General features: G+C 57.5%; 42 protein-coding genes and 1 pseudogene. 40 read left to right on the top strand and 3 right to left on the bottom strand.

Annotated elements, in window-relative coordinates; translation table 11 throughout:
* Positions 1-57 precede the first annotated feature (57 nt).
* The 5 genes and pseudogenes from PQT43_RS27035 (at position 58) to PQT43_RS27055 (ending at position 2,553) form a co-directional block, all read left to right on the top strand.
* Positions 58-369, top strand: a complete 312-nt coding sequence (locus PQT43_RS27035; protein WP_272755089.1) for a DUF3077 domain-containing protein — start codon at positions 58-60, stop codon at positions 367-369.
* On the top strand, positions 366-1,169 hold the full coding sequence (locus PQT43_RS27040; RefSeq protein WP_272755090.1) for a phage antirepressor KilAC domain-containing protein: 804 nt from the start codon (positions 366-368) through the stop codon (positions 1,167-1,169). The genes PQT43_RS27035 and PQT43_RS27040 overlap by 4 nt, the downstream gene beginning before the upstream one ends.
* A 114-nt stretch (positions 1,170-1,283) precedes the next feature.
* Positions 1,284-2,033 (top strand): zeta toxin family protein, encoded by a 750-nt coding sequence (locus tag PQT43_RS27045; RefSeq protein ID WP_272755091.1) that lies wholly within the window; start codon positions 1,284-1,286, stop codon positions 2,031-2,033.
* Entirely contained in the window at positions 2,026-2,226 is a 201-nt protein-coding gene (locus tag PQT43_RS27050) for a hypothetical protein (protein WP_272755092.1), read from the top strand. The genes PQT43_RS27045 and PQT43_RS27050 overlap by 8 nt, the downstream gene beginning before the upstream one ends.
* A gap of 86 nt (positions 2,227-2,312) precedes the next feature.
* Positions 2,313-2,553 (top strand): annotated as a pseudogene (locus PQT43_RS27055) (transcriptional regulator).
* 53 nt (positions 2,554-2,606) lie between these two features.
* Here the strand turns inward: PQT43_RS27055 and PQT43_RS27060 are convergent.
* Entirely contained in the window at positions 2,607-3,032 is a 426-nt protein-coding gene (locus tag PQT43_RS27060) for a hypothetical protein (protein ID WP_272755093.1), read from the bottom strand.
* Positions 3,033-3,131: 99 nt separating this feature from the next.
* On the opposite strand from PQT43_RS27060, the gene PQT43_RS27065 reads away from it, so the two are divergent.
* The 15 genes from PQT43_RS27065 to PQT43_RS27135 all read left to right on the top strand — a co-directional run bounded on the left by PQT43_RS27065 (position 3,132) and on the right by PQT43_RS27135 (position 11,170).
* Positions 3,132-3,377 (top strand): transcriptional regulator, encoded by a 246-nt coding sequence (locus PQT43_RS27065; RefSeq protein ID WP_016704879.1) that lies wholly within the window; start codon positions 3,132-3,134, stop codon positions 3,375-3,377.
* 123 nt (positions 3,378-3,500) lie between these two features.
* Positions 3,501-3,923 (top strand): phage regulatory CII family protein, encoded by a 423-nt coding sequence (locus PQT43_RS27070; RefSeq protein ID WP_272755094.1) that lies wholly within the window; start codon positions 3,501-3,503, stop codon positions 3,921-3,923.
* Between the two features lie 60 nt (positions 3,924-3,983).
* Complete coding sequence (locus PQT43_RS27075; protein WP_272755095.1) at positions 3,984-4,532, top strand: hypothetical protein; 549 nt, start codon at positions 3,984-3,986, stop codon at positions 4,530-4,532.
* Complete coding sequence (locus tag PQT43_RS27080) at positions 4,529-5,002, top strand: hypothetical protein (protein ID WP_272755096.1); 474 nt, start codon at positions 4,529-4,531, stop codon at positions 5,000-5,002. Before PQT43_RS27075 ends, PQT43_RS27080 begins: the two co-directional genes overlap by 4 nt.
* The gene (locus PQT43_RS27085) at positions 4,999-5,325 is read left to right on the top strand and encodes a hypothetical protein (protein WP_272755097.1); all 327 of its coding nucleotides are present in this window, start codon (positions 4,999-5,001) and stop codon (positions 5,323-5,325) included. Before PQT43_RS27080 ends, PQT43_RS27085 begins: the two co-directional genes overlap by 4 nt.
* Positions 5,322-5,546, top strand: a complete 225-nt coding sequence (locus PQT43_RS27090) for a hypothetical protein (RefSeq protein ID WP_272755098.1) — start codon at positions 5,322-5,324, stop codon at positions 5,544-5,546. Before PQT43_RS27085 ends, PQT43_RS27090 begins: the two co-directional genes overlap by 4 nt.
* Positions 5,543-6,283, top strand: a complete 741-nt coding sequence (locus tag PQT43_RS27095) for a helix-turn-helix domain-containing protein (protein ID WP_272755099.1) — start codon at positions 5,543-5,545, stop codon at positions 6,281-6,283. Before PQT43_RS27090 ends, PQT43_RS27095 begins: the two co-directional genes overlap by 4 nt.
* A 289-nt stretch (positions 6,284-6,572) precedes the next feature.
* Positions 6,573-7,070, top strand: a complete 498-nt coding sequence (locus PQT43_RS31230; RefSeq protein WP_320110047.1) for an ATP-binding protein — start codon at positions 6,573-6,575, stop codon at positions 7,068-7,070.
* The gene (locus tag PQT43_RS27105) at positions 7,067-8,452 is read left to right on the top strand and encodes a replicative DNA helicase (RefSeq protein ID WP_272755101.1); all 1,386 of its coding nucleotides are present in this window, start codon (positions 7,067-7,069) and stop codon (positions 8,450-8,452) included. The genes PQT43_RS31230 and PQT43_RS27105 overlap by 4 nt, the downstream gene beginning before the upstream one ends.
* On the top strand, positions 8,449-8,736 hold the full coding sequence (locus PQT43_RS27110) for a hypothetical protein (RefSeq protein ID WP_272755102.1): 288 nt from the start codon (positions 8,449-8,451) through the stop codon (positions 8,734-8,736). Before PQT43_RS27105 ends, PQT43_RS27110 begins: the two co-directional genes overlap by 4 nt.
* Positions 8,733-9,122, top strand: a complete 390-nt coding sequence (locus PQT43_RS27115) for an antiterminator Q family protein (protein WP_272755104.1) — start codon at positions 8,733-8,735, stop codon at positions 9,120-9,122. Before PQT43_RS27110 ends, PQT43_RS27115 begins: the two co-directional genes overlap by 4 nt.
* Before the next feature lie 189 nt (positions 9,123-9,311).
* Positions 9,312-9,677, top strand: coding sequence for a hypothetical protein (locus tag PQT43_RS27120; protein ID WP_272755106.1), 366 nt, complete (start codon positions 9,312-9,314; stop codon positions 9,675-9,677).
* A 49-nt stretch (positions 9,678-9,726) separates the two neighbouring features.
* Positions 9,727-10,353, top strand: coding sequence for a hypothetical protein (locus PQT43_RS27125; RefSeq protein WP_272755107.1), 627 nt, complete (start codon positions 9,727-9,729; stop codon positions 10,351-10,353).
* A gap of 143 nt (positions 10,354-10,496) precedes the next feature.
* On the top strand, positions 10,497-10,826 hold the full coding sequence (locus tag PQT43_RS27130; RefSeq protein ID WP_022639557.1) for a hypothetical protein: 330 nt from the start codon (positions 10,497-10,499) through the stop codon (positions 10,824-10,826).
* Positions 10,823-11,170 (top strand): hypothetical protein, encoded by a 348-nt coding sequence (locus tag PQT43_RS27135; protein WP_272755108.1) that lies wholly within the window; start codon positions 10,823-10,825, stop codon positions 11,168-11,170. Before PQT43_RS27130 ends, PQT43_RS27135 begins: the two co-directional genes overlap by 4 nt.
* A gap of 32 nt (positions 11,171-11,202) precedes the next feature.
* On the opposite strand, the gene PQT43_RS27140 is transcribed toward PQT43_RS27135, so the two are convergent.
* A complete protein-coding gene (locus tag PQT43_RS27140) occupies positions 11,203-11,409 on the bottom strand; it encodes a DUF6434 domain-containing protein (protein WP_272755109.1) in 207 nt (68 codons plus the stop codon).
* Positions 11,410-11,514: 105 nt separating this feature from the next.
* On the opposite strand from PQT43_RS27140, the gene PQT43_RS27145 reads away from it, so the two are divergent.
* From PQT43_RS27145 to PQT43_RS27155, 3 genes are read left to right on the top strand one after another with little or no spacing between them, the layout of a single operon-like run.
* A complete protein-coding gene (locus PQT43_RS27145) occupies positions 11,515-11,745 on the top strand; it encodes an Acb2/Tad1 domain-containing protein (protein ID WP_272755110.1) in 231 nt (76 codons plus the stop codon).
* Positions 11,745-11,936, top strand: a complete 192-nt coding sequence (locus tag PQT43_RS27150; protein WP_272755111.1) for a hypothetical protein — start codon at positions 11,745-11,747, stop codon at positions 11,934-11,936. Before PQT43_RS27145 ends, PQT43_RS27150 begins: the two co-directional genes overlap by 1 nt.
* A complete protein-coding gene (locus PQT43_RS27155; RefSeq protein WP_272755112.1) occupies positions 11,933-12,181 on the top strand; it encodes a hypothetical protein in 249 nt (82 codons plus the stop codon). Before PQT43_RS27150 ends, PQT43_RS27155 begins: the two co-directional genes overlap by 4 nt.
* Positions 12,182-12,185: 4 nt before the next feature.
* Here the strand turns inward: PQT43_RS27155 and PQT43_RS27160 are convergent, their stop codons facing one another.
* Positions 12,186-12,542, bottom strand: a complete 357-nt coding sequence (locus tag PQT43_RS27160; protein WP_272755113.1) for a hypothetical protein — start codon at positions 12,540-12,542, stop codon at positions 12,186-12,188.
* 72 nt (positions 12,543-12,614) lie between these two features.
* Between PQT43_RS27160 and PQT43_RS27165 the strand changes: the two genes are divergently transcribed.
* The 17 genes from PQT43_RS27165 (at position 12,615) to PQT43_RS27245 (ending at position 24,124) form a co-directional block, all read left to right on the top strand.
* Positions 12,615-13,238 carry a putative metallopeptidase gene (locus tag PQT43_RS27165; protein WP_272755114.1) on the top strand — a complete coding sequence of 208 codons (624 nt, stop codon included), beginning with the start codon at positions 12,615-12,617 and terminating at the stop codon, positions 13,236-13,238.
* A 31-nt stretch (positions 13,239-13,269) separates the two neighbouring features.
* Positions 13,270-13,731: a DUF2280 domain-containing protein gene (locus PQT43_RS27170; RefSeq protein WP_272755115.1), complete on the top strand. Its 462-nt coding sequence runs from the start codon at positions 13,270-13,272 to the stop codon at positions 13,729-13,731.
* Positions 13,718-15,019, top strand: a complete 1,302-nt coding sequence (locus PQT43_RS27175; RefSeq protein ID WP_159892771.1) for a terminase large subunit domain-containing protein — start codon at positions 13,718-13,720, stop codon at positions 15,017-15,019. Before PQT43_RS27170 ends, PQT43_RS27175 begins: the two co-directional genes overlap by 14 nt.
* Complete coding sequence (locus PQT43_RS27180) at positions 15,016-16,434, top strand: DUF4055 domain-containing protein (protein ID WP_267268530.1); 1,419 nt, start codon at positions 15,016-15,018, stop codon at positions 16,432-16,434. Before PQT43_RS27175 ends, PQT43_RS27180 begins: the two co-directional genes overlap by 4 nt.
* Positions 16,409-17,494 carry a minor capsid protein gene (locus tag PQT43_RS27185; RefSeq protein WP_267268529.1) on the top strand — a complete coding sequence of 362 codons (1,086 nt, stop codon included), beginning with the start codon at positions 16,409-16,411 and terminating at the stop codon, positions 17,492-17,494. The genes PQT43_RS27180 and PQT43_RS27185 overlap by 26 nt, the downstream gene beginning before the upstream one ends.
* A 32-nt stretch (positions 17,495-17,526) precedes the next feature.
* Positions 17,527-17,991 (top strand): DUF6998 domain-containing protein, encoded by a 465-nt coding sequence (locus tag PQT43_RS27190; protein WP_267268528.1) that lies wholly within the window; start codon positions 17,527-17,529, stop codon positions 17,989-17,991.
* Positions 17,992-18,071: 80 nt separating this feature from the next.
* Positions 18,072-18,800, top strand: coding sequence for a hypothetical protein (locus PQT43_RS27195; protein WP_267268527.1), 729 nt, complete (start codon positions 18,072-18,074; stop codon positions 18,798-18,800).
* 12 nt (positions 18,801-18,812) lie between these two features.
* Positions 18,813-19,775 carry a major capsid protein gene (locus PQT43_RS27200; protein ID WP_103407594.1) on the top strand — a complete coding sequence of 321 codons (963 nt, stop codon included), beginning with the start codon at positions 18,813-18,815 and terminating at the stop codon, positions 19,773-19,775.
* A 46-nt stretch (positions 19,776-19,821) separates the two neighbouring features.
* Positions 19,822-20,412, top strand: coding sequence for a hypothetical protein (locus PQT43_RS27205; protein ID WP_272755117.1), 591 nt, complete (start codon positions 19,822-19,824; stop codon positions 20,410-20,412).
* Positions 20,413-20,471: 59 nt separating this feature from the next.
* Entirely contained in the window at positions 20,472-20,975 is a 504-nt protein-coding gene (locus PQT43_RS27210; protein ID WP_272755118.1) for a DnaT-like ssDNA-binding protein, read from the top strand.
* A 37-nt stretch (positions 20,976-21,012) separates the two neighbouring features.
* Positions 21,013-21,213: a hypothetical protein gene (locus tag PQT43_RS27215; protein ID WP_210457173.1), complete on the top strand. Its 201-nt coding sequence runs from the start codon at positions 21,013-21,015 to the stop codon at positions 21,211-21,213.
* Between the two features lie 46 nt (positions 21,214-21,259).
* The gene (locus PQT43_RS27220; protein WP_272755119.1) at positions 21,260-21,628 is read left to right on the top strand and encodes a hypothetical protein; all 369 of its coding nucleotides are present in this window, start codon (positions 21,260-21,262) and stop codon (positions 21,626-21,628) included.
* Positions 21,625-22,278, top strand: a complete 654-nt coding sequence (locus PQT43_RS27225; protein WP_272755120.1) for a hypothetical protein — start codon at positions 21,625-21,627, stop codon at positions 22,276-22,278. Before PQT43_RS27220 ends, PQT43_RS27225 begins: the two co-directional genes overlap by 4 nt.
* A complete protein-coding gene (locus tag PQT43_RS27230; RefSeq protein WP_103407600.1) occupies positions 22,275-22,691 on the top strand; it encodes a phage tail terminator-like protein in 417 nt (138 codons plus the stop codon). Before PQT43_RS27225 ends, PQT43_RS27230 begins: the two co-directional genes overlap by 4 nt.
* Positions 22,692-22,763: 72 nt before the next feature.
* Positions 22,764-23,420, top strand: coding sequence for a phage tail protein (locus PQT43_RS27235; protein ID WP_267268522.1), 657 nt, complete (start codon positions 22,764-22,766; stop codon positions 23,418-23,420).
* A 3-nt stretch (positions 23,421-23,423) separates the two neighbouring features.
* Positions 23,424-23,813: a phage tail assembly chaperone gene (locus tag PQT43_RS27240; protein ID WP_267268521.1), complete on the top strand. Its 390-nt coding sequence runs from the start codon at positions 23,424-23,426 to the stop codon at positions 23,811-23,813.
* Positions 23,814-23,830: 17 nt separating this feature from the next.
* Positions 23,831-24,124: a DUF1799 domain-containing protein gene (locus tag PQT43_RS27245; protein ID WP_267268520.1), complete on the top strand. Its 294-nt coding sequence runs from the start codon at positions 23,831-23,833 to the stop codon at positions 24,122-24,124.
* Positions 24,125-24,130 lie beyond the last annotated feature (6 nt).

The raw sequence follows: 24,130 nt of genomic DNA on the forward strand, positions 1-24,130 counted from the left end.
GAGGTGAGAGTCGTCAGGACTTCAGGAAACGAGATCAACTTCGAGGAAGAAATCGTCATGGATAAGCATACCGAAGAAACCGAAAAACTCAATGCTGACGCTTGCAAGGCACCAGTGACCAGCGAGGCGTCATTCACTCGCTGCAATGTTGAACGCCAGGACTTGTTCGCTGTACGTCCAGGCATTCCAGTTGTGGATGCTCTGAATCAGGCGTCATGCATACTCTATAGCGTGAACGCAGTACTGAATGAGGCTGGCATGGAAACACTGGTGATTTCTCCTAGTCAGGCATGGTTACTCTATAGCGCAGTGGAGTCTGCTAAGGCTGCGATTGATTCTGTCCAAGCAGGCCTGGAGAAATCGCGATGAATACTACCTCCAGTCAATATGGTCAGATTGCCGTCGTTCCGCATTTTCAGATTCAACAAAGTGCACCACCCGCCGCCATGTCTTCTCGCGAGATCGCAGACCTAGTTGGCTCTCGTCACGATGACGTGAAACGCTCCATTGATCGCCTTGTTTCTCGAGGGGTGGTTGTCCAACCGCCAATGGCGGATGAACAGGCAGCAGACTCTATTGGGCGGCTGCGTGCTACTCAGGTCTACCAAATCTGTAAGCGTGATACCTACATCATCGTCGCCCAGCTCTGCCCTGAGTTCACGGCCCGCTTAGTCGACCGCTGGCAGGAGTTGGAGGAGCAGGTAGCCAAGCCAACCTTCGACTACGCCGCGGCACTCAGCGATCCTCGAACCCTCCTGGCGCTGCTCACTGAAAACGTGACGAAGGTTGTCGCGCTCGAGGCTGACAACACCGAGCTGACCAAAGAGAACCATCTGCTGGAAGTGAAGGTGGAGCAGGACGCGCCGAAGGTGGCCTTCCACGACATGGTTGTGGTGTCACACAAGACGTACAACGCTGCCCAGGCCGCGAAGATCATTGGCACTGGCCGCACTCGATTGCTGCAGTTCATGCGGCAGAAGGGCTGGGTGACCAGGACGAATGAGCCGTACCAAGCGAAGATCGAGGCCGGGTTGCTCGATGTGAAGCTGGGTACCTTCGATCATCCGACTCAGGGCACCGTCCCAACGTGTTCGACGCTGATCACCGGCAAGGGGCTGACCAAGCTGCAGGCCATGTGGCAGAGCAGGGAAGCGGACTTGCTGGAGTAACGTAGTAGGGAAGAGAGCATGGCCTAAGTGCCGGGCTCTTTGCTTTGTCCCAACGCTGTGTGGTTTAGGGCAGGGCTAAATGTTAGTTTTTGGAAAACGGATTTCGAGTTCCCAATGACCCCTGAAGAAATAGAGTCAGAAGAAGCGGCTTTTCAGTTCGCCATTGCGCACCGTCGTCCTCTCGCAAAGAAAATTGTCGATACCGATGTTTTTATCCCTGAGCGTGCTCCGCTCACTGTCTTTATGGCGGGCTCACCTGGAGCAGGGAAAACAGAGGTTTCCAAGGCAATGGTGGAGGCTCTGGAGAAGGGGCGCCAGGAGGTTGGGGGGCGTCGAGTACTCCGAATTGATCCTGACGATTTCCGGGAGCTTATTCCGGGGTACTCAGGCGGAAACTCTTATCTTTTCCAGCGAGCTGTGACAAAGATCCTCGAAAAGGTCTTGGACAGGGCTTTTGAAAAGCGTGTTTCGTTCATCCTTGATGGGACGATGTCGAACCTTGATGTCGCTAAGCGAAATATTGATAGGGTTCTGAAGGGGAATAGGGCTGCCCAGATCATGTACGTCTATCAGCGTCCAGAACTCGCCTGGGAGTTTGTGAAGGCACGAGAAATAACCGAGGGAAGAAATATTCCCATGGAAAAATTTGCTCAACAGTACTTGGCGGTGCGAAGGAATATTGTTGAACTGAGGCGGTCCTATGGGCAGGATCTGCATATAGATTTGCTTGTAAAAAACACGGATTGCTCCGAGGAGTTCTATGAGGAAGGGGTAACAGTGGAGCAGATTGACGCCCTAATACCCGAGACCTATGATTACCAGCAGCTCGTTGAGCTACTGACTGAGGCTGATCGTCATGCGTAAAACTGACTCCGAAGACTCCAGCCTGTTGGCGGATTTCTTCAGTAACGCCTCCTATGAAACCAAGCGTGAGGTTTTCAGGGAGGTGCTTCACAAGGCAAGCGCCTCTCAGCGTGAGGTGGTTGAGCATGCAGCAAAAATCAAATGCTCACTGCCCAGCGAAGGTTCTGGCAGGAACAAAAAGCCAGATGCCTAATTTTTGAGTAACCAGTAGAAGCCCAGCCCGCCCGCTGGGCTTTTTCGTTTCTCCTCATCCAGTAGAGCTGAAAAGCGAGGTGGGAAATGAAAAAGCGCGATCTGTTTGCTGAGCTGATGCAAGGCGTAAACGAGATGTGTGAGTACCGTAAGGGGAAAAGCACTCTTCGTCAGTACGAGATGGAGAGGGCAGCCAGTGTTCGCCAGGTAGATCAGGACCAGTCCGGACGCACTGAAGAATTGGGAGCAGTCGAATGCCCAGACAGCATTGCTGATTAAGCTGGTCCAGCGTTTCCCTGATATGGTCGAGCGCCTTAACACTGTTTGAAGCGTTGACTACCCCCATAAGCCCGGCTAAGCGCCGGGCTTTTTGCATCTGGCTTAAGGCTTTTCGGCGTTGGCCTTCTCGAGCAGGCCAGCGATTCCTTCAAGCAGTACTAGGTCGGACTCATTGAGCTTTCCCTTGGCCGCGGCTCTGGCCAGCTTTTCGATCACAGCTATCGCCCTGGGCGAGGCGGACTGCTGTAGGGCTTTGTAAGCAGGGGATGGCTGGTCTCGAACTTCGTGGCGTGTGAACTCGCCCTCGATGAAGTTCGAGCCATAGCCTCCTGGGTTGACGAGGACACCGGGGGCGAGGCCGATCTTCTGCTCGAGGTTGAGCGCAGCTTTCTCTCCGAGTCCCCGATGCCCATTGAGAATCTGGGACAGATAGGACGCGTCCAGATCGTGCTGATCGGCAAAGTCTTTCTGGCTGAGTGGGCCGATCACGCGCCGCAGCGCTTCGACCCGAAGAGTTTTCATATCCATAGACGAATAGTGTCCCTGCGTTAGCAAACAGTAAATTATAAATTGCTATTGCTATGAGAATTAGCAAAGAGTAATCTTTGAGTCCTTAGGAGGATGACCATGACGCTAATCGAATTTATGCGCTCCCTGGACGCCGTTTCGCTGGATGCCTTGGCTAAGCGTTGCGATACCAGCGTGGGCCAGCTCAAGCAGGTTGCTTACAACGTACGTCGAGCCAACCCAGCTCTCGCTATCAAGCTTGAACGCGAGTCGGGGAGGGCGGTGACCTGTGAGGAGCTTAGACCTGATGTTGACTGGGCATATTTGCGGAACTCCTTGGCTGAGGCCAAGCAGTCAGCTGCCTGAAGTGGTCGGCAATAGCTCTGAAACTCAATCTTTAAACTTGATTAAAAGTCTTCCTGCGGTTGTGAGCCCATTGTGCTCACCAAGCGAAAGCGCTGCCACGACAACCACGAAGAGGTTTCCCGAATGGAACAGGTACATCGCGCAATTCATGAGGCAGTGCTGGAAGCGGGGCCAAAGCAGTTGGCTCATTTGATGGGTATGAGCCACACCGCGTTGCTCAATCGCAGTAACCCGAACGATGACTCGCACCGGCTGAATCTGGAGCAGTTCCTACAGATTTTGGTGCACAGCAAGAACCCTGAGCCGCTGCAGCTTCTGGCAGGTGCTCTGGGCTATGTCCTTGTTCCTCAGCAGAGGCCTGAAGGGCTCAGCTTGATTCAGGCGCTGGTGCACTTGGCTGCTGAGTCAGGTGATGTCTCTCGTGCTGTCCACGACGCTCTGGCGGATGGTCGTGTAACGCAAATCGAGAAGGCTGGCATCCAGAAAGAAATCGGCCATGTGCGGCAGAGCTTGCTGGTACTGGAGGAGTCGGTGAAGGCGGCTTGAGCAAGCCGAGTGCAGTCTTAAACGGGGCTGATACTCAACTGATTCAGCCAATCAGCGAGCATGAAGTTCCTCACATGGAACAGGCTGTCAGGGCATGACTTGCATTTTTTCAAACGGGTGGATGATGAGATTTGCCCGGCTCAGAAAGCAACAAACCCGGCGGGAACCGGGCTCATTAAATCGTCCTGTGCAACCAGGACAACACATCTCACAGAGGCTCTTATCATGGCACACGTAATCCGCAGTGAACAAGTTAAGCAACTGCTGGTAGTGAATTTCCCATCAATTCGTTCTCGTGACGATCTCAGCTTTACATCGCGTGATGGACAGGGGCGCATGATCAATTGGCCCAGGAATAACCCTGGTGTTGCCGCTGATTGGAAGAAGGGAATGCGCTTCTTTGAGTCAGAGATAGCCGCACTAGCAGCATTTGATGAGGCGGAGGCCTTCGATGCAATTTGGTGCGCGATCCAGGGGATGAGTGGGCGCTGCACCTGCTTGGAAATTGGGTTCATCGAGTCTGTTGCAAGAGCAGCAGTCTTGGGGCTTCGGGCAATGCGTGCTGGAGAAGCTCGCTTTGAGCCTGCTGAGCAGGAGAAATACCAATGAATTCTTTGCCTGGAAAAGCTACCGAGGTAGCTGCCCCACAATCCCAACTACTGAAGAGTTCTCCGTTTTATTTGGTCGAGGTGTTTGATGGTCGTGGTGTCTACGGTTTCGGTTTTGGACTGACAGACCAGCAGGTAGCACGGGATCTTCTTGAAACCTTCGGTAGGGACCTGCTTGGCCGTGTCACGAAGATGTTTACTCTGGCTGAGCCTCCATCGGAGGTGCAGGGGGAAGAGGGCTTTTTAAGGTTTGCAGCACAGACCCAGCGAATCAAATTGCTGATGAAGCAATGTGCTGACCAACCCTCTCCAGGTCGAGCCTTTCTGGTCGCGTTTGTTCAGCAGCATCGATCGACTATGCCGCTCAGCCACATTGCGTCCATGTTGGAGCACGCCAAGTACGAGCCTGACTTTGATGAGTTCACTTTTATCCCTCTTCATCAGTCGGCGATCGGGAGGGCTTACGCATGAGTAGCGAGCTCGACTCAAAGGCGGTTTTGCCAGGTGCGACGGTTATCGACGAAGCCTACATGGGCCAGTTCACCAACGATCAGTTGGCCTACAAGGCCTGGATCGGCACGGACTTAGTGCAAGAGATTCTGTGGAGCGAGGAGGAGGGTGCAGAGGACTGCATACAAGACGCCAAGTTCGAAGCCTCCCACGCCTGCATGGCTCTCCGCGTTACCGGTATGGACGCTGACATCCTCCGCCAAGCTGTGCAGCAGCGGCAGTTGGAGATGTTGGTTCTGTGCCCCGTAGTTGATCGGTTTCCGGCAGGGGAGACCGTGCAATGAACACTCGTCTCCAAACGCAAACCGCAGAAAAAGGTCCGGTGTCGGTGATCGCTGGCCCCTGGCCTAGCTACGCGTCGTTCAGATCCCTCCCAGAGCGAGAGCGCTGGGTACTGTATGGCAGCGCCAAAGCGTACCGTGAGGCGTTGGAAGACCAAGGCCTGATCATGGCAGAGGGTTACGACGATTTCGTCCGTCGCGTGACCAGGGAGCTTGAGCTATGAGCATGGAGTTAATGGTCAAGGCCATGAAGACCAAAGTGGGCAATCCACTGCGGAAGCTGGTTCTGATCAAGCTGGCTGATAACGCAAGCGATCAGGGCGAGTGCTGGCCGTCGTACCAGCACATTGCCGACCAGTGTGAGATCGGTCGGTCAACCGTGAAGCTGCACATTCGCGAGCTGGAAAAAGCAGGTCTTCTCCGCCGAGAGTATCGTCGGAAAGGCGAGTTGAACCAGTCGAACGTCTTCCACTTGTCGCTTGATGGTGGGGCAGCATCTGCCCTATGGGGCGGGGCAGGAGATAACCCACCTGGGGCAGGAGATAACCCAGGGGGTGGGGCAGGAGCTGCCCCCAGAACCAGTCACTCTTATGAACCAGTCAAGGAACCTAAAATCTTGCGTGCATCGGAAGCAGAATTGGCTGAAGCCTTCGAAGTGTTCTGGAAGCTGTACCCGAAGAAGAAAGGCCGCCAGGAAGCCGCCAGAGCCTGGGCAAAGTTGAAGCCGAGCGAAGAGCTACGTCAGACCCTGATCACCGCTCTTGGTCAACAGCGTGTTTCCGAGGATTGGATCAAGGACCGAGGTCGCTACATTCCGAACGCTTCGACCTGGCTGAACGGTGAGCGCTGGACTGATGAGCTGTTGCCGGCCTCTGGCGGCAATCCATCCGCGTTCAACAACCTGCCCAACCACACCCCTGACATGTATCCGGAGGTGCCGAATGGCCAAGCTAATTTCTAATTTTTGTCGGCAGCCTCGAGTTCGTTTCTTTGATATCGAATGCCCGATCCATGGCTCGGTGAATAGTTCTGAGACGGAGCAGTTCGATGGTTCTGTGCTTGCTCGGGGGTGCAAGCACTGTCACTGGGAGGCCCTGCATACAGCGCCAAAATCGAGTGCGGCGTATACCCAGGCGAGCAGTAGGAAGAAGGCTGAAGACCTCAATAGGTTACTCGTAGGGGCTGGTATTGCACCACGGTTCCAAGGGTGCACATTCGACAGTTACAGGACCGCTGCAGGGGACGCTGGTATGGCCAAGGCCCTCAATGCATGCAAGGACTACGTTGCTCGGTTTTCCGATAACTACGCCGCCGGTCGATCGCTCGTCCTTTCCGGAAACGTTGGCAACGGAAAAACCCATCTTGCTTGTGCGTTGGTTCAGGCCGTTATTCGTGAGCATGGCGCCCAGGCTGTGATTACCACGGCAGCTGAGATCATTCGTGTTTTCAAAGGGGCGATGGATCGAGGTGCCGAGTATTCAGATCGCGATGTTCTCAGCGAGCTATCGGGTTTCGACTTGCTCGTGATTGATGAGCTTGGAGCCCAAAGCGGTAGTGCTTACGAACTGGGCGTTTTGCATGAGGTTATCGATCGCCGTTATCAGTATGTTTTGCCAACGGTGGTGGTGTCGAATCTGGCTACTGCAGATCTTGCTCGTTACATCGGAGATCGGGCGCTGGATCGCCTTCGCCAAGCTGGCGGCCAGGCAGTCGGGTTTACCTGGGCATCAGCGCGAGGTGCTGTATGACACGAGAACTGTTTAGCGATGAGGCAGAGCACGCTCTGTTGGGCGCCATGTTGTTGGACTCCGACTTATTCGACTCCATCACCGCCCAAGTGCAGGTGTCGGACTTCCATGACCCTGAGAATGCTGCGCTGTTTCAGACCATGATCGGCTGTCACGCGGCAGGCTGTCCCGTTGACCCTGTAACGCTGCATGACTTCTCCGAGTACTTACCAAGCGGCACCCGCACCATGGCCTATGCGGGCGAGCTGGCGCGTAACACACCAAGCACTGCTAACTGGAAGGCCTACGCCAAGGTCGTGACAGAACGCGCCGTTCTGCGCCGCCTGGTTGAGGCTGCTGACGCAGTGCGCGAGCTAGCAACCGAGAACCGACCGGTCGCCGAGATCATCGCCAACGCCCAGCAGGCAATGGCGGATCTGCGAGACCTGCAAACCGGTGAACCGGACTACAAACGCATGGATGAGGTAGTGACGCGCAACATCGACATAATCGACTCCAAGTTCAACGGCGCGCTGCAATCTGGTTTGTCGACCGGGCTGGTGGATCTGGACAAGCTGATCCGCGGCCTACGGAAAAAGACAGTCACCATCGTGGCCGGGCTTCCGGGGAGTGGTAAAACCACGCTCGGCCTGCAAATTGCCCAGCACATCGCGTGCAGTGGCTCCGGCGTCGGTATGGTTTTCTCGTTGGAAATGCCGGAGGAAGAACTGGGCAACCGTGCGCTCGCTTCAATTGGCGGCATCGACCTGAGAAAACTTGATGACGGTCAGTTGCAGGATGATGACTGGCCACGACTGACTTCGGCCGTGAGCAAAATCCTCGATAAGCCTCTGTTCGTTTGCGACAAATCTGGACTGACCGTGGCGCGCATCCGCAGTATCGCCCGCCAGGTGCAGCGCGCCCAAGGTCTCGACGTGGTCGTGATCGATTACATCGGCCTGATCGGCTCCGAGGGCAAGTCGTTCAATCGGAGCTCGGAGCTCGGCAAGATATCCACCGGAATCGTGAACATCGCCAAGGAGCTGGAGGTGCCTGTGATCCTGCTGGCGCAACTCAACCGCGACTCAACGAAGCGCCCAGGTAAGAAGCCCATCGCTTCCGACCTTCGCGACTCAGGTCAAATCGAGGCGGACGCCCACTGCATCATCCTCGTCCATCGCGACAACGACTCGGAGGAGGGTCAGAACGGTGTTACCGAACTGATCATGCCTAAGTGCAGACATGCGCCGGTAGGATCTTGCCTAGTTCAGCAGCAGGGTCAGTTCGCCCGTTTCGTCAACTTCACCGGTAACCGCGGACCATCGAACGAGGAGGTTGAGATGGGTCGTGGATTTGTCAGTAAGTACAAGTCCTCAAACCAGTCTCGGAGTGCTGAACGATGAGCAATGTAACGGCGGCACTACCGCGTAAGAGCCTGAGCTCAGTCGAGTGTAAGTTCCTGAAGGTCGGTAATCGGATGCTGCTGGAACAAAATAATGGCCGGATCGCTTCAGCGGCATTGATGGATATCGTGGTCGATTGGCACGGAACCCGGGCGAACATCGGTTTTGAGGCGTTCGCCAAGAACTGGATCACCGAGGGCAACGCCAAGAACAATCAAGCCAACAAGCTACTGCGAGAGCTGTTCGGCTTTGATCAAGGTCCGACTCCGCGGAGGGCTGCATGAAGAAGCGAACGTATATCGACAAGCCCCTGGGGGACACTGAGTACATGCTCGAACAATGGGGCTGGTGGCGAATGGATGGAATGGGTGTGCCGCGCTACACGTCGTCGTTGTATGCCCTGATGAGGGACAATGTGCCGTCGGAGGGGGGCGTGAAACAGTACGTGATCACCGACGACTTGGCTCTGGCCGTAGATGGTGCTGTTGGCAAGCTGAGCAAGCGTGACGAGCAGATGGGAGGATTTATCTGGCTGTACTACGGCGCAAAGTGGCCCGCACTCCGGGTCGGTCGTGAGAACGGGATGAGTGAGGCGAAGGCGAGGGAGGTTATCAAGGCCGGCGTAGCCTGGATTGATTGCGCGTTGGAGCAATTCCGAGATGCTGCGTAAAAAGTTCTTTCCTCGCGGATAAACACCTGCTTTCATGGCAGCGTGTTTAGCTTTTCAAGCGCGACACCACAGAGAAAGCCCGGCCTAATCCGCTGGGCTTTTCGCGTTCAGGGCTGCTGGTCTCTTTGAGCTTGCATGTGATGCTGCTATCGTGCGCGCCTTACTGAAGCAGCGTCTTAGAGGGATCTTATGCAGTCGTTTTTGTTGAAGACATTTGGCGGCCTTACCCCCAGCTACTACATCCGCCAGCTTATTTTTGGCTCGTTGTTTGCGATTCTGATTTTGTCGGTCGCCGCCAATAGCCCGACGGGCCTGATGGGCAAGCCTGGGCTGATTGTCATGGCGATTGTCTGCACGTTGCTTTACCCATACTCACGTTTCGTCTATGAGAGCGTCGTGGGCTTCGTGATGGGCGAAAACGTGTTCTTCGTTAATGCCGTCCTGATGCTGATGGTGAAAGGATTTACGATGGCGATGTGCTGGTCGTTTGCGATTTTCATTGCGCCAGTTGGTCTTGCCTACCTTTACTGGCATAACAGCAGGCAGGCTTCCTGAGTTTCGAAGCCTGGCCACTGTGCTGGGCTTTTTTATGGGGTGTTAATCGATGGAATCGGTTGAAGTTGCGACTGCTGTTCTCGGCTGGGGAGACATCTTAAAGATTGTCTTGGCAAGCGGTGTGGTCGCTACAGTAATTGGCTGGTTCAAGGACTGGTTATTCAAAAGTCGGGAGCGGGCTCGTGACGCGAAGTTTGCAGCGATAGGGGTTATCGCCAAGCTTGACCTTTACGTTATTCAGTCGCGACAAAGCGTAAGGGACTATAACGAGGTTACTGCGGGGTTGGACCCGCAAACCCACTATCAAGACTGGCCGCGCTGTGTGTATCCAGATCTTGATATCGCTGAGGATGAGTTGAAGCAGTTAGGTGCGGAATACAGTAGCGATTTGGCATGGTTGGCGACCGAAAAGGCTTTGGCGAGCGAACATCTTTACTCGATTTACGACGCTTCTTGGGACCCTACGGAAGTGCATGCACATAAAGCAGAAGTCGTCGGATACTTTGGGTATGAGGTTTACCTCTTGGCTTCTAAGCTGAGGGCGGCTTTCGGTCTTCCACCTTTTGGGCTCCGATGGGGCATTGAAGACGATTTCCAAGACTTGCTTCGGTCTTGGGAGGAGACTAAGAAAGAGGTTGCCAAGCGTTCTTGGCCACGACCTACGAAGGAAAAGTAAATTCGTATAGTCGTAGCTGCTTCTAAATTTAAACCTCGGCGTTTGCCGGGGTTTTTTGTTTTTCGGCTTCTCCACACCCAAGGCTTTGAACTGGGAATTTAGTGAGCGCCGACCTTTATAGTCATGCCCAGGGAGTCGAGCGCATGGAGTTTCTGTACCGCCTGCTCGACAGGCTGGATACCTGGTTTACCGCGGGACTGGTTGGTGCGTTCGCCGCGAGCTGGTGGCACCGCGACGACCTGGTGGACCGAAAGGCCTGGGCCGTCTTCATCTTCTCGGGTGCTGTCTGCGCCCATTACCTGACCGGACTGGTGAGCGCTTACCTGGGAGTGGTCGAGCCTCGTAGCGTTGCCGGTATCGGTTTCTTGCTCGGCACCTTCGGCGGCTCGTTGATCGCTGCCATCACCCGGGCAATTAAAGCTGCTGACCTTTGGGCGTTCATTCGTTCGAAGTTCGGGGGAGGTGGCACATGATCCTGGAACACGTTGCAACGTGGTCGGCTGGACTGATTGCGCTATGGGCAACCTGGTGCTGCTTGAGCGGGAAGGTTCGCGACGGGGTACTGGGGAAGTTGATCTACGCGACTATCGCGCTGAGCGGCTACGCGCTCCTAATGCGCAACGACAGGCTGATCATGTCCCAGTCGGTGGCGGAGGCGACCTTGTACGCCTCCCTGGCCCTGGCGGGCGTTCGGCACGTCTTCATGGTCACGTACTGGCAGCGGGTGAAGGTCTGGCTGTGCCGGGCGCTGAACTGCGAGCACTGTCTGCGCTGCGACAAGGCGCCTGATGGGGTTGAGCGGCGTCGTTCACGTTAGCTGATGACGCCCTCAAATGGACCTTCCCATGGTCAGCCTCGGGTGCGTACCCACTCATCCGCTACGTCGCCCATCGTCACTGGCTCGCCGCTTTTGATCCATGCCATGAAGGCACGATTGAATTTGAATGCGTCACCGCACTCTCCAGCCAGGAACTGTCGCACCTTTTGCGTATTCCGATAGTTCTTGTCCAGCGGTGTGCTACGGGTAATCGGCCCTGCGTGCCAGTCGAAGATCATTTCCTTTTCCTTGGATGGCGGCATAAGTCGCGAGCTTACCAGCGCCCGCACCACAAATCACGGATGCGCCATTTTGTGGCGCGGACATCACGAGAGGTAACTTCCATGGACAACCAGCACAAGAAGATCACCGGCTACCGCGATCTCACCCAGAGCGAGATTGATGGGATGAACTCGATCAAGGCCCTGGAGGCCGATGCCGGCGAGCTGTTCAAGCAGATCGGTCAGATTGAAGGCGTGGACCCGCGACTGCTGGCCCTGGCCAAGACCAGCCTGCAGCAAGGCTTCATGTGGTTCGTTCGCTCGATCGCCAAGCCCGCCGATCCATTCAGCTGATGAGTAATGTTACTCGGCTGCGCCACGCGCTGCCGCTGAGCCAGGACATCAACAAGGCGCTGACCGATCTGGATAGCGCGATCGCCAAGGCCATCGACGCGGCCAAGGCTGCCGGCCTGCCGCAGGGTCTGATCGTCGCAGAGCTGCACGGGCACGCTCACGCACAAACTCACCAGATGGTGTGCCAATGACAGTCAAAGTTCTGGAGTTCAAGCGCGAGGATTGGCGTGACGCGGCAAAGACGCTCCGAAAGATTGCTGATGACCTAGATGCTGGTGAACATCCTGAGTGCGTCGTGGGCGCCTTGACACTGATCGGAGCCAAGGGAAAGGTCACCGTGTTCGGCCTTGGGCCTAAATGCGACGACCTGCAGTGCTTGGGTGCTATGCGTCTTGGTGAGCAGAAGCTGATAGAGGTTTTGATAGATCAGGAATGACTGGTTACGGATTTAGGCGCTCCAGCTCTTCTGCTCTGGCAATTGCCTCGGGCTCAGTCTCAAAGTCGTCTCCGGTGTAATCCCCGGTTCTGCTGTCGACGATGTGATAGTTAATACCTACGAACGCAGGCACGAAGTCGGTATCTTCGACAACAAAGCCAGAGACCAGCTTTTTCTCTTGCGGTGGAACTACCTGAAACCTTTTGGCATTTAGTTTTGAGCAGATCGCATCGGCTTCTTCTTTGCTCTCATGTATGCCGTACTTATTTGAGTTGCCTTGATCTTTGCTGTCGAAGATCCGGTATCGAGTACCGCCGGCTTCAAGGCTGATACCGCTTAGGACTTTGAATCTCGGTTCCATGGTGATTGCCTTTTGAGAGTCGGTCCTCACAGATACAGGCAACGAGCCACTATTTCAAGCTCAGGGTGATCCATGGATAGGCCATACCCGCCATCTTCAATACTTGAGCTGTCTGATCTTTCCGACTTCGGTGTTCGTCTGGCTCCAGCCCCTGAAGTGTGGGAGTGGATCCAAACCGAGATCCTCGCCGACACCGGCAGCATCCACAACGAAGACCATACCCACCTACTGGATGCAGACATCCGGGTCATGTGGGCATCGTCGAGCTTCGAGAAGCAGGGGAGGACAGTCCTTGGCCAGGCTGAACAGGTCGCGTTCCGCGCCGGAGGTTGGCAGAAGGCCCGGATGGAGCAACAGATGCGTGATTGGTTCGGCGATGTCCCGGCCTTCATCATCACTCTGGCTGCTGACTACTGCGCTGAGTGTTCCGACGCGGACTTCTGCGCCCTGATCGAACACGAGCTCTACCACATTGCTCAGGCGAACGATAAGTACGGTCAGCCAGCATTCACCCAGGAAGGCGCGCCCAAACTGAAGCTACGCGGCCATGACGTCGAGGAGTTCGTCGGTGTGGTCCGCCGCTACGGTGCGAGCCCTGATGTTCAGGCCCTGGTAGACGCTGCAAACAATCCTGCCGAGGTGGGGAAATTGAACATATCGAGGGCCTGCGGAACCTGTCTGCTCAAGTCGGCCTGATTCTTGACAGGCTCTAGACGGATGAAAATTTATGGCAGCCCTGAAAAATGAGGTGAAGAGCTTCATCGTTCAGGCGTTGGCGTGCTTTGACACCCCGTCCCAGGTGGTGGAAGCCGTCAAGAATGAATACGGGCTTGTGGTGACCCGCCAGCAGGTGGAAACGCACGATCCAACCAAGGCCGCGGGGAAGGGGCTTGCCGTGAAGTGGGTGACCCTATTTCACGACACCCGCAAGCGATTCCGCGAAGAGACAGCGGATATCCCAATCGCCAACCGCGCGTTTCGCCTCCGCGGCCTGGCCCGGATGGCCGAGAAGGCCGAGAACATGCGCAACCTGGCATTGACCGCCCAGCTTTACGAGCAGGCCGCCAAGGAGTGCGGCGATATGTACGTCAACCGGGCCCGCAAGGAAGAGCCGGACGACGAGCCGCAGATCCCGACCCGCATCCAGGTCGATGTGGTGGATGCGAGGAAACCGAATGCCGAGCCTTAACATTCCCCAGGCTCAGTTCCTCACGCTGCCCCACAAGTTCCGCGCCTTCGTTGCCGGCTTCGGGTCGGGTAAGACCTGGGTAGGCTGCTCCGCGCTGAGCAAGCACTTCATGGAATGGCCCGGCGTCAACGCTGGCTACTTCGCGCCAACCTATCCGCAGATCCGGGACATCTTCTATCCGACCATGGATGAGGTTGCCTACGACTGGGGGCTGAAGACCAAGATCAACCAGGCGAACCATGAGGTTCACATCTACAGCGGCCGGCAATGCCGCGGCACAGTGATCTGCCGGTCGATGGAGAAGCCGCAGACCATCGTCGGCTTCAAGATTGGCCACGCCCTGGTGGATGAGTTGGACGTGCTGACGTCGATCAAGGCGCAGCAGGCCTGGCGCAAGATCATTGCCCGGATGCGCTACAACCTGCCGGGCCTGAAGAATGGGGTAGACGTCACCACGACGCCTGAGGGCTTCAAGTTCGTCTTCCAGCAGTTCGTGAAGCAACTGCGTGACAAGCCGGCGCTCAAGGAGATGTATGGCCTGGTCCAGGCCAGCACCTTCGACAACGAGCTGAACCTGCCCGACGACTACATCCCGTCGCTGATGGAGTCATACCCCGAGCAACTGATCAGGGCCTACCTGAACGGCCAGTTCGTCAACCTGACGTCCGGATCGATCTACCACGCCTACGACCGGAAGCTGAACCAGTGCTTCGACACGGTCCAAGCAGGCGAGCCTCTGTTTATCGGGATGGACTTCAACGTCGGCAAGATGGCAGCGATTACCCACGTCAAGCGCGACCAGGGGCTGCCCAGGGCAGTCGATGAGCTAATCGATGGCTACGACACGCCAGACATGATCCGCCGCATCAAGGAGCGCTACTGGCAGCACGACGGCAACGACTTCAAGAAGACGTGCGAGATCAGGATCTATCCGGACGCTTCGGGTGACTCGCGCAAGTCGGTCAACGCCAGCATGACGGACATCGCCATGCTCAAGCAGGCCGGCTTCTCGGTCATCGCGCCTGCGGCCAACCCGCCAGTAAAGGACCGGATCAACGCCATGAACGCCATGTTCTGCAATGCCCAGGGCGAGAGGCGTTACCTGGTGAACCCGTTTACCTGCCCAACCTACGCCGACGGCCTGGAGCAGCAGGTATGGGCGCCCAATGGCGAGCCCGACAAGTCACAAGGAAACGACCACGCCAACGATGGCGGCGGTTACTTCATCCACCGCGAGTACCCGATCATCAAACCGGTCACCGCTATCAAAATGGGATACGCCCGATGAGCAACGACGTCTCCTTCAAGCGGGCGGACTACATCGAGGCCCTGGGCCGATGGGCAACAGTGCGTGATGTGTGTGCCGGCCAGCACAGGGTTGTCGACCGGCTGCCGTACATCAACGCACACGACAAGTCGCCGGAGAACCAAGACCGGAACCGTGCCTACCGCGAGCGTGCAGTGTTCAAGAACGCCACCGGGCACACCCGAAACGGGTTGCTGGGGCTGGCGTTTCATAAAGACCCGACACTGGTGGTATCGAAGAAGCTGGAGTACCTGCAGGACAACGCCAACGGCTCCGGCGTGAGCATCTACCAGCACTCCCAGGGTACGCTTGAGAAGGTGCTGGAGGCTGGTCGGCATGGTCTCTATGTCGACTATCACCAGGACGACGGCATCGGTGGCCACTCGGTGATCCTGTCCTACTGCGCTGAAGACATCATCAACTGGCGCACCGGGATGGTGAATGGCCACAGTGTGTTGACCCTGGTGGTGCTGCGAGAGGCGCCGGAGGAGGAAGACGGCTTCGGCTTCAAGGTGATTGAGCAGTATCGAGAGCTGGCATTGGAGTCTGATGGCTTCGTCTGTCGGGTCTGGCGTCGATCAGGCCCGAAAGGCGGCGGTCCGCTGGCCATCGTTGAAGAGTTCAGGCCTGAAGGCGGAGCCGGGCGCCTCAAAGAGATCCCGTTCACTTTCGTCGGCGCGCAGAACAACGACCCGAGCATTGATGAGTCGCCGCTCTACGACATCGCCATGATCAATCTGGGCCACTACCGAAACAGTGCCGACTATGAAGACAGCGTCTTCTGGTGCGGCCAGGCCCAGCCGTGGATCTCCGGCTTGGATGAGCAGTGGCGCGACTGGATGGAGAAGAACGGCGTCTATGTCGGCTCCAGGGCGCCGATGATGCTGCCTGCTGGTGGTTCCTTCGGGTACGCGCAGCCCCAGCCCAACACGCTGGTCAAGGAGGCCATGGCCGACAAGAACCAGATGATGATCGAGCTGGGCGCTCGCATGGTCGTTGCGTCTCTATCGTCCAAGACGGCAACCGAGGCCCGCGGCGATCAGTCTGCGTCGACTTCGGTCCTTGCCGGGTGTGTGGCCAACGTCAGCGAGGCCTACACCAGGGCGCTCATGTGGTGCTGCGCGTACATGGGCATCACTGACAAGAAGGTCGCCTACCAGGTCAATCAAGAGTTCGTGGAGCTGACAGCAGATCCGCAGATGATCACCGCGCTCGTCGGGCTCTGGCAGAACGGCGGATTCGCGAAGGCTGACCTGCGGGCCTACTTGCGCAAGCTGGGGCTGATCGCTCCTGAACGCACGGACCAGCAGATCGATGGCGAGCTGCAGGAACAGGGCGACGGCTTGGGCCTGGACGACGAGGACGAACTAAATGGCGGCAAACCAAGCAATCCTTGATGCCACGATTCGACACGCGGTCTTTCTCGAGAAGCTGAAGGCGGGAGAGGTGAGCAAGTTTGCTCCCTTCCTCAAGGAGATTGATCGCTCGATCCGGGATCGGCTCACCCGGTCGGACCTGACCGAGTACAACGTCAAGCGCCTGGAAGCGCTGCTGAAGGAGGTCGATAGCCTGCTGCTGGGCATCTTCGACCGCTACAGCACTCAACTGAACCTCGACCTGGTGGACATCGCCAACTATGAGGCTGAGTTCGAAGCCGCCAGCCTTGCCCGGTCGGCGCCGGTTGGCGTATCGCTGGATGTGGCGGCGCCCACGGTTGCCGCTGTTCGCACGGCAGTCCTGACAAACCCGCTCAGCGTGCGCGGCACCGGTGGCGGGAAGCTGCTTAAGTCCTTCATCAAGGGCTGGACCACTGCCGAGCGCGAGCGCGTCACAGGCACGATCCGGCAGGGCTTCTTCGAGGGGCAGACGAACTTTCAGATCATCCGCAACATCCGCGGTACCAAGGCGGCCGGCTACAAGGACGGCATCCTGGCCACAACCAGCCGCAATGCCAGCACTGTAGTTCACACCGCAATTCAGCATGTGTCGTCCCAGGCGCGCATGGAGGTGGCCAAGGCCAACACGGACATCGTGGCCGAGGTTGAGATGGTCGCCACGCTGGACAGCAAGACTAGCCAGACCTGCCGATCGATGGATAAGCGACGGTTTCCGGTCGACTCCGGGCCCCGGCCACCGTTCCACCCGAACTGCCGGACGACCTTTGTGCTCATCACCAAGCTCAGTGCGGTTTTCGCCAAGGATGCTACCCGGGCCTCTGTCGGTGATGGCGGGCCCCAGCAGGTCAGTGCAAGCCTGGACTACTACCAGTGGCTTCAGCAGCAGCCTGCGGCGTTTCAGGACGTGGCAATCGGTCCTGTTCGGGGCAAGTTGTTCCGGGAGGGCGGATTGACCGTGGAGCGGTTCGCAGAGCTGCAGCTGGATCGCAACTTTGCGCCATTGACATTGGCTCAGATGAAGGCACTTGAACCACTTGCGTTCGAACTAGCGGGGATCTGAGCTAGGATGCTCGCACTTATCAAGGAGCGATCATGGACCCAGCTATTCAGGTGAAAATCGAAGAAGCGTTGAAGGGGTTGTTCTCAGCGGTGTCGCAGCTCCAAGAGGCTTACCCGGGCAAGCCTTTCACTCCTGATGGCCGACTTGTTGGCGACATTGGTGAGGTTGTTGCCAGTCTGGCCTACGCCTTGACGCTGAATGAAGGTCTGACCAAACATCACGATGCAATTACTGATGATGGTCGGAATGTTCAGATCAAAACCACCTTCGGCACCAGTCTTACATTTCCTGTGCATCACGTACCTGACTACTACCTCGGCATTCGCATGAATCGAGATGGCACTTTCGAGGAGATCTACAACGGACCAGGCCATCTGATTCAGGCACAGCTGTCAGGACGAAAGCCCACGAAAACCGGGCTGCACTGTGGCCTGATGGGGATGCTCAAGCGCATCAACCAGTTAGTTCCAGACTCTGAGCGAATACCCAAACGTTAAACGCTGAACAAAGCCCGGCCATGAGCCGGGTTTTTTTATGCCTGCAAAGCGGGCAACACATACCCAAGGGGTGCATCAACGTGGCAGAAGAAAACGAAATCGACCTGGAAAACCCGGCAGTCAAGGCCGCTATCGCGACTGCTGTTGAGGCATCCGTTTCCGGGTTGAAAACCAAGAACTCCGAGCTGCTGGGCAAGCTGAAGGAAACCACCGGCAAGCTGACCCAGTTCGAAACTCAGTTCGAAGGCATCGACATCGACGCCGTCAAAGGACTGCTGAGTCGTGCCGGCCAGGATGAAGAAACCAAGTTGCTGACTGAAGGCAAGGTGGACGAAGTATTCAACCGCCGCACCGAGCGCCTGCGTGGCGACTACGACAGGCAACTGAAGACTGTCACCGCGCGCGCCGAGAAGGCCGAGGCCTTCGCTGCCAAATTCCAGGGCAAGGTCCTGGGTGATTCGGTACGCGGCGCAGCGCTGAAGGCCGGCGCACTCCCTGAAGCAACCGACGACATCATTCTGCGCGCCAAAGGCGTGTTCACCCTGAACGAAGAGGGCGAAGCCGTTGCCGTTGATGAATCTGGCGAGATCATCCTCGGTAAGGACGGCAAGACCCCTCTGACACCGCTCGAATGGGCGGAGTCTCTGCGCGAAAGCGCACCTCATCTGTGGCCAAGGGCCTCAGGCACACAAGCCCCGGGCGGGGGTAGCGGCCAGGCTGCATTCAAGCGCTCCGAAATGACCGCCGAGCAGAAGCGCGACTACCAGCGCAAGCACGGCCAAACCGCGTACCTCGCATTGCCCAAGTAAGGGGATTCATCCATGCCAACCACTGTTAACAGCGACCTGATCATCTACAACGATGAGGCGCAGACCGCATACCTGGAGCGTGTCCAGGACAACCTGGACGTGTTCAACGCATCCTCCAATGGTGCGATCGTCCTCGACAACGAGCTGATCGAGGGCGACTTCCGTAAGCGTGCCTTCTACAAGATCGGCGGCTCGCTGGAACACCGCGACGTCAACTCCACCGGCAAGGTGACCGCCAAGAAGATCGGTGCCGGCGAGGCTGTTGGCGTCAAGGCTCCGTGGAAGTACGGCCCGTACCAGACCACCGAAGAGGCGTTCAAGCGTCGCGGCCGTCCGGTGGACGAGTTCTCCCAGATCATCGGCGCCGATGTGGCGGATGCGACCTTGGAAGGCTTCATCCAGTACGCCACCGCTGCGCTGCGGGCCTCGATTGGCTCCAACGCCGGCATGGTGGTCACCGCCAACATCGAAACCGACGGCAAAAAGACCCTGACCCGCGGCATGCGCAAGTTCGGCGACAAGTTCGGCCGCATTGCCTTGTGGGTCATGCACTCCAGCGCCTACTTCGACATCGTCGACGAGGCCATCACCAACAAGATCTACGAAGAAGCCGGTGTTGTGATCTACGGCGGCCTGCCAGGCACCCTCGGCAAGCCGGTACTGGTAACTGACACCGCGCCTGCGGACGTGATCTTCGGCCTGCTGCCGAATGCTGTGGTCATCACCGAGTCTCAGGCCCCGGGTTTTCGCTCGTACCCTGTAAACGATGAAGAGAACCTGGGCATCGGCTACCGCGCCGAGGGAACCGTGAACATCGATGTTCTGGGCTACAGCTGGAAGGAGTCCGCTGGTGGCGCCAACCCAACCCTGGCCGCTGTAGGCTCGGCAGCCAACTGGGTCAAGCACGCGGACAGTAACAAGGTCACCGCCGGCGTGATGATCACGCTGACCCCTACGCCACCGGCTGGTGGTTGATACCTGCCCCTGGAAGCGGTCAGCAATGGCCGCTACGGAGATTTCTATGGAACTGATTTACACGAACCAGCTTGAAGGCTTCGATCCGGACAAGCGGTACCGCACTGCAAGCCTGTTTCGCGGCATCGAGCGCGATGCGACGGCGGTGGTGGTCGTTGGCGACTACCCGGACATTGTCGCTGCCTATGAGGCCGCAGGTGTTGACGTGTCGGTCGAAGAGGCCCCAGCCGCACCTCTCCCGAGTGCTAAGGTGCCTGCATCTGATGAGCTGGCAGACGAAGTTGCAAAGCTGCGAGCTGAAAATGGCGCGGTCATTCTCCTGCTTGATGGTCTGGATGCTGGCGAAATCCAGCAACCCGGGTTTGGCGAGCTGGCGACCCGCCTGTTTGAGGCGCTGGGCATCATCCATGCCTCAGTCGGTGAGCTGACAACTGAGCGTGATGGCTTGCTCCTGACTGTCGACGCACTGCGCGGCGAGGTCGAAGCTCTGAAGAGGGCTGTACCTGAGCCGCCGGCTAACGAGGCTGGCGAAATCGCGGCGCTCAAGGTCAAGCTTGACGCAGCGAACGTGCAGTACCGGGCCAACGCCTCGAAGGAATCGCTTGAAAAGCTCATCGCCGAGCTGCCCAAGGCCTGATACTGCTGGCTGCCGGTGACCTGGCAGCCAATCCTCCACCCATTCCAGCGAGTTGACGCATGACACTCATCATCGAGGACGGCACCGGGAAGCCTGACGCCGAAAGCTACGCATCTGCCGAGGATCTGGCCATGTACGCCGTGAAGTTCGGTGTGACCATCCCCGCTGAGATGCCTGCCCAGGAAGCCTTGCTTCGCCGCGCGGCTCTGGCAATGGATGGCATGACCTGGAAGGGGCGCAAGACCAGCAGTGAACAGGCCCTGGCCTGGCCGCGTCGGGAGGTGCTGCTGGATCAGGAGATCAAGCCTAGCAACTACCTGCCGGCGCGGATCCAATACGGCCAGATGGCCCTGGCTGCGGAGATCCATCAGGACGACATTGACCCGATCGAGAAGCGTAAAGGCGCGGTAACCCTGGAGCGTGTTGAGGGTGCGGTAACCCGCGAGTACGCCACCATCCCGAACACCAGCGGCCGACTGCTGCCGGCGGCGCCGGATCGGCCGAGCGCCACGCAGTTTGCTGACTATTTGCTCAAACGTGGCCTATTCGCAGTTCGAGCGTAATGTTAGGTTTGCCACTTCAACACAGAGGACGCTAGGCATGACAGGGATTGAAGAGCAGCAGCATAACGATGATGAATGGTTTAAGGAGGAGCGGCTGGCATGGGACCAATATGCGGCTGCCTTTGTCGCAGGTACAGCGAGTGACTGGAGCGGTGAAAGGCAGGCAGAGTTCGTTGCGCGGTTTTCTGCGGACTTTGCAGACAAGATGATTGAAGAACGACGGAAACGCTTCGAATAATAAAAGGCCCAGCCATCGCGCTGGGCTTTTCACATCTGGAGCCACCATGGCCTTCTACGACGAAATGGCCGTGATGGCTCTGGAGATGATCACAGAGTTCGGCCAGCCCGTAACTATCCGCGACATCAAGCCCGGCGAGTACGATCCTGATACTGACTCGGCCGGCCCTGACACCATCATCGAGCAAACCGCTCAGGGCATCCTTCTCGACTTCACAGGCTTGGAGTTCCAGAGCAACAGTCTCATCAAGCAGGGCGACAAGAAGCTCAAGATCGCGGCCCAAGGGCTGGAGTGGGCGCCTGATCTGCTGAACAAGGTGATCATTCAGGGCCGCACTTGGTCCATCGTTCCGCCGCTGAAAGAGATCAACCCCGCCGGTACGCCGATTATGTACGAGCTGCAGGTGCGCTCATGAACCGCTACGCCGGCAGGAACGGCAGCTTCGCCGAGAACATCCGCCAGTTCGCCGAGCAGGCCCAGGCCGGCATTGACGCCACCTTTCGCGAGATCGTGATCGAGATCGGCAGCAGCGTGATTCGCATGTCTCCGGTGGGTAATCCGGAGATCTGGGCGGCCAACTTGGCGCACCGCGCAACCAATACACGCGCAGCCGACGACTACGACTTCAAGGTCTCGGTGCGCAATACGCTGATCAACCTGGACGAAAGCAACTTCACCAAGGCCGGCAAGCTGCGCCGCGGCGTGAAGTACGCAAAGCCCCTGACCAAGACCGAACGCGACCAGAACTTCAGCGTGAACGGCCTGGTGGCCGGCAAGGACTATGTCGGCGGTCGCTTCCGGGGGAACTGGCAGTTCTCAATCGATACACCCGCCGACGGCACGCTGGATCAGGTCGATCCTTCTGGAGGTGTGACCCTGGCCAAGCTGCGGCTGCAGGTCGGGCAGCTGACAGCAGGCCAGACAGCCTACATCGTGAACAACCTGCCTTATGCGGTGCCGCTTGAATACGGGCATTCAAAGCAGGCCCCCGGCGGTATGGTTCGAATCACGCTCGCCAGGTTCCAGCAGATCGTCGATGAAGCCATCAGGAACAACCAGGTATGAGCCATAACGTGATCGCCACTATCTACCAGGCCCGGGTTATCGCTTGGGCGAAAGCCAGGGTTCCACCGCTGAAAGTGGTCGTCGAGAACGAGACCTACACGCCAAAGGACGGAGAAACATACCTCCGTGCCTACACGTTGCCGGCGGACACTGCGAGCAACACCCTAGGTGGCGACCACCGCCTGTATACCGGCGTCTTCCAGGCCAGCGTAGTGGTGCCATCGGGCAAGTACCGCGGTCCGGCCGGCGGCCTGGCTGACGAGATCAGCGCGCTGTTTCCGCTGTATGAACGGAACGAGAAGGCCGGCCTGACGGTGATCACCATGACGCCACCAGACCAGGGCCCAGGCATTCAGGGAGATACCACCTACACCGTGCCCGTGTCCTTCCAGTACCGCGCTGACACCAACTAATTCAGCCCATCGGGCAACCCCACAGACCCGCCATCGAGCGGGTTTTGTCATTTCTGAAAAGAGGAAAAACCCATGGCCGGCATTCAAATGCCCAACGGTGCAACCTTTGAAATTGCTTCCGCCTATGGCGCAGCAATCCCATTTACCTCACTGAGCAATGCGAACCCGGCAGTGGCTACCGCTGCAGCGCATGGTCTGGCCGAAGACGACATCATTGCCGTTAACTCAGGCTGGACCCGCCTCGACGGTCGAGCCGTACGTGTTGCCGAGATCGCCAGCGGCACCTTCACACTGGGCGGTGTGAACACTGTTAACGTTCAGCAATATCCAGCGGGCTCGGGTGTCGGTTCGGCACGTGAAGTGACCTCGTTCACCGAGATCTCCCAGATCACGGAACTGAACTCCACGGGGGGCGATCAGCAGTTCCTGACTTACGGCTTCCTGGCTGACGATGATGATCGGCAGATGCCAACCACCAAGAACCCGATCACGCTTTCCATCACGGTCGCCGACGATCCTTCAAAGCCCTATGTCGACGTTTGCGAGGCTGCAGACGATGATAAACAGCCGCGTGTACTACGCCTGAACCTGCCGGGCGGTAGCAGCATCATCTACAACGGTTATGTCTCCATCACTTCGACCCCGACCATGTCGCGCAACAACCTGATGACGCGCGTTATCAGCGTGGCGTTGACCGGTCGGCCAACTCGCTACGCCGCGACGGTGTAATCCATGGCTAAGTTCAAAATTGCGCAAAACCCCACCTTCACAGCCGAAGTTGATATTCCGCGCGTCGGCGGCACCACGATCAAGGTGCCGTTCGAGTTCAAGTACCGCGACCGCAAGGAGCTAGCAAGACTGTTCGCGGGCTGGCAGGAAAGTGCGAAGCAAGACCAGGAGTACTTCAAGGCCAAGGGTGATGAACTCACTTTGATCGAAATCACCGACTCGCACGTCGAGCGGCAGATCGAGCAGGTGACCCAGTTAGTCACTGGTTGGGGCTTCGAGGACAAATTGAGCCCTGAGTCGATCCGCGCCCTGGTAGAAACCTCGGCCGGTGCCGGTGATGCAATTGTCGATGCATACCAGAAGGCTTTCTCGGCAGCCAGATTGGGAAACTGAGGAAGGTCGCCCGCCTGATGTACGAGCCGAGGCCGTCTGATACGGACCTGGCGGCGTTCGGCTTGTCCATCTCCGACATTCCCGAGGAAGAGTGTGAAGTGCTGGCTGAGAACTGGCCGGCCTTCGTGCTCTTCAATGCCATGTCCACCCAGTGGCGCACGGGCATAGGCGGGGCCACCGGCCTTGATTACACCGCTCTTCGAGATGTCTCCGACTTAGTCGGCACAACCAGAAAACAACTCAGAGAGATATTCCCAGACCTTCAGGCAATGGAGGTCGAGGCCCTGCTCGTCATGAGCGAATCGAAGTAATGGAGC

Origin of the sequence: Pseudomonas sp. BLCC-B112, assembly GCF_028550695.1 — a bacterium.
Taxonomy (GTDB): Bacteria; Pseudomonadota; Gammaproteobacteria; order Pseudomonadales; family Pseudomonadaceae; genus Aquipseudomonas; species Aquipseudomonas danubii.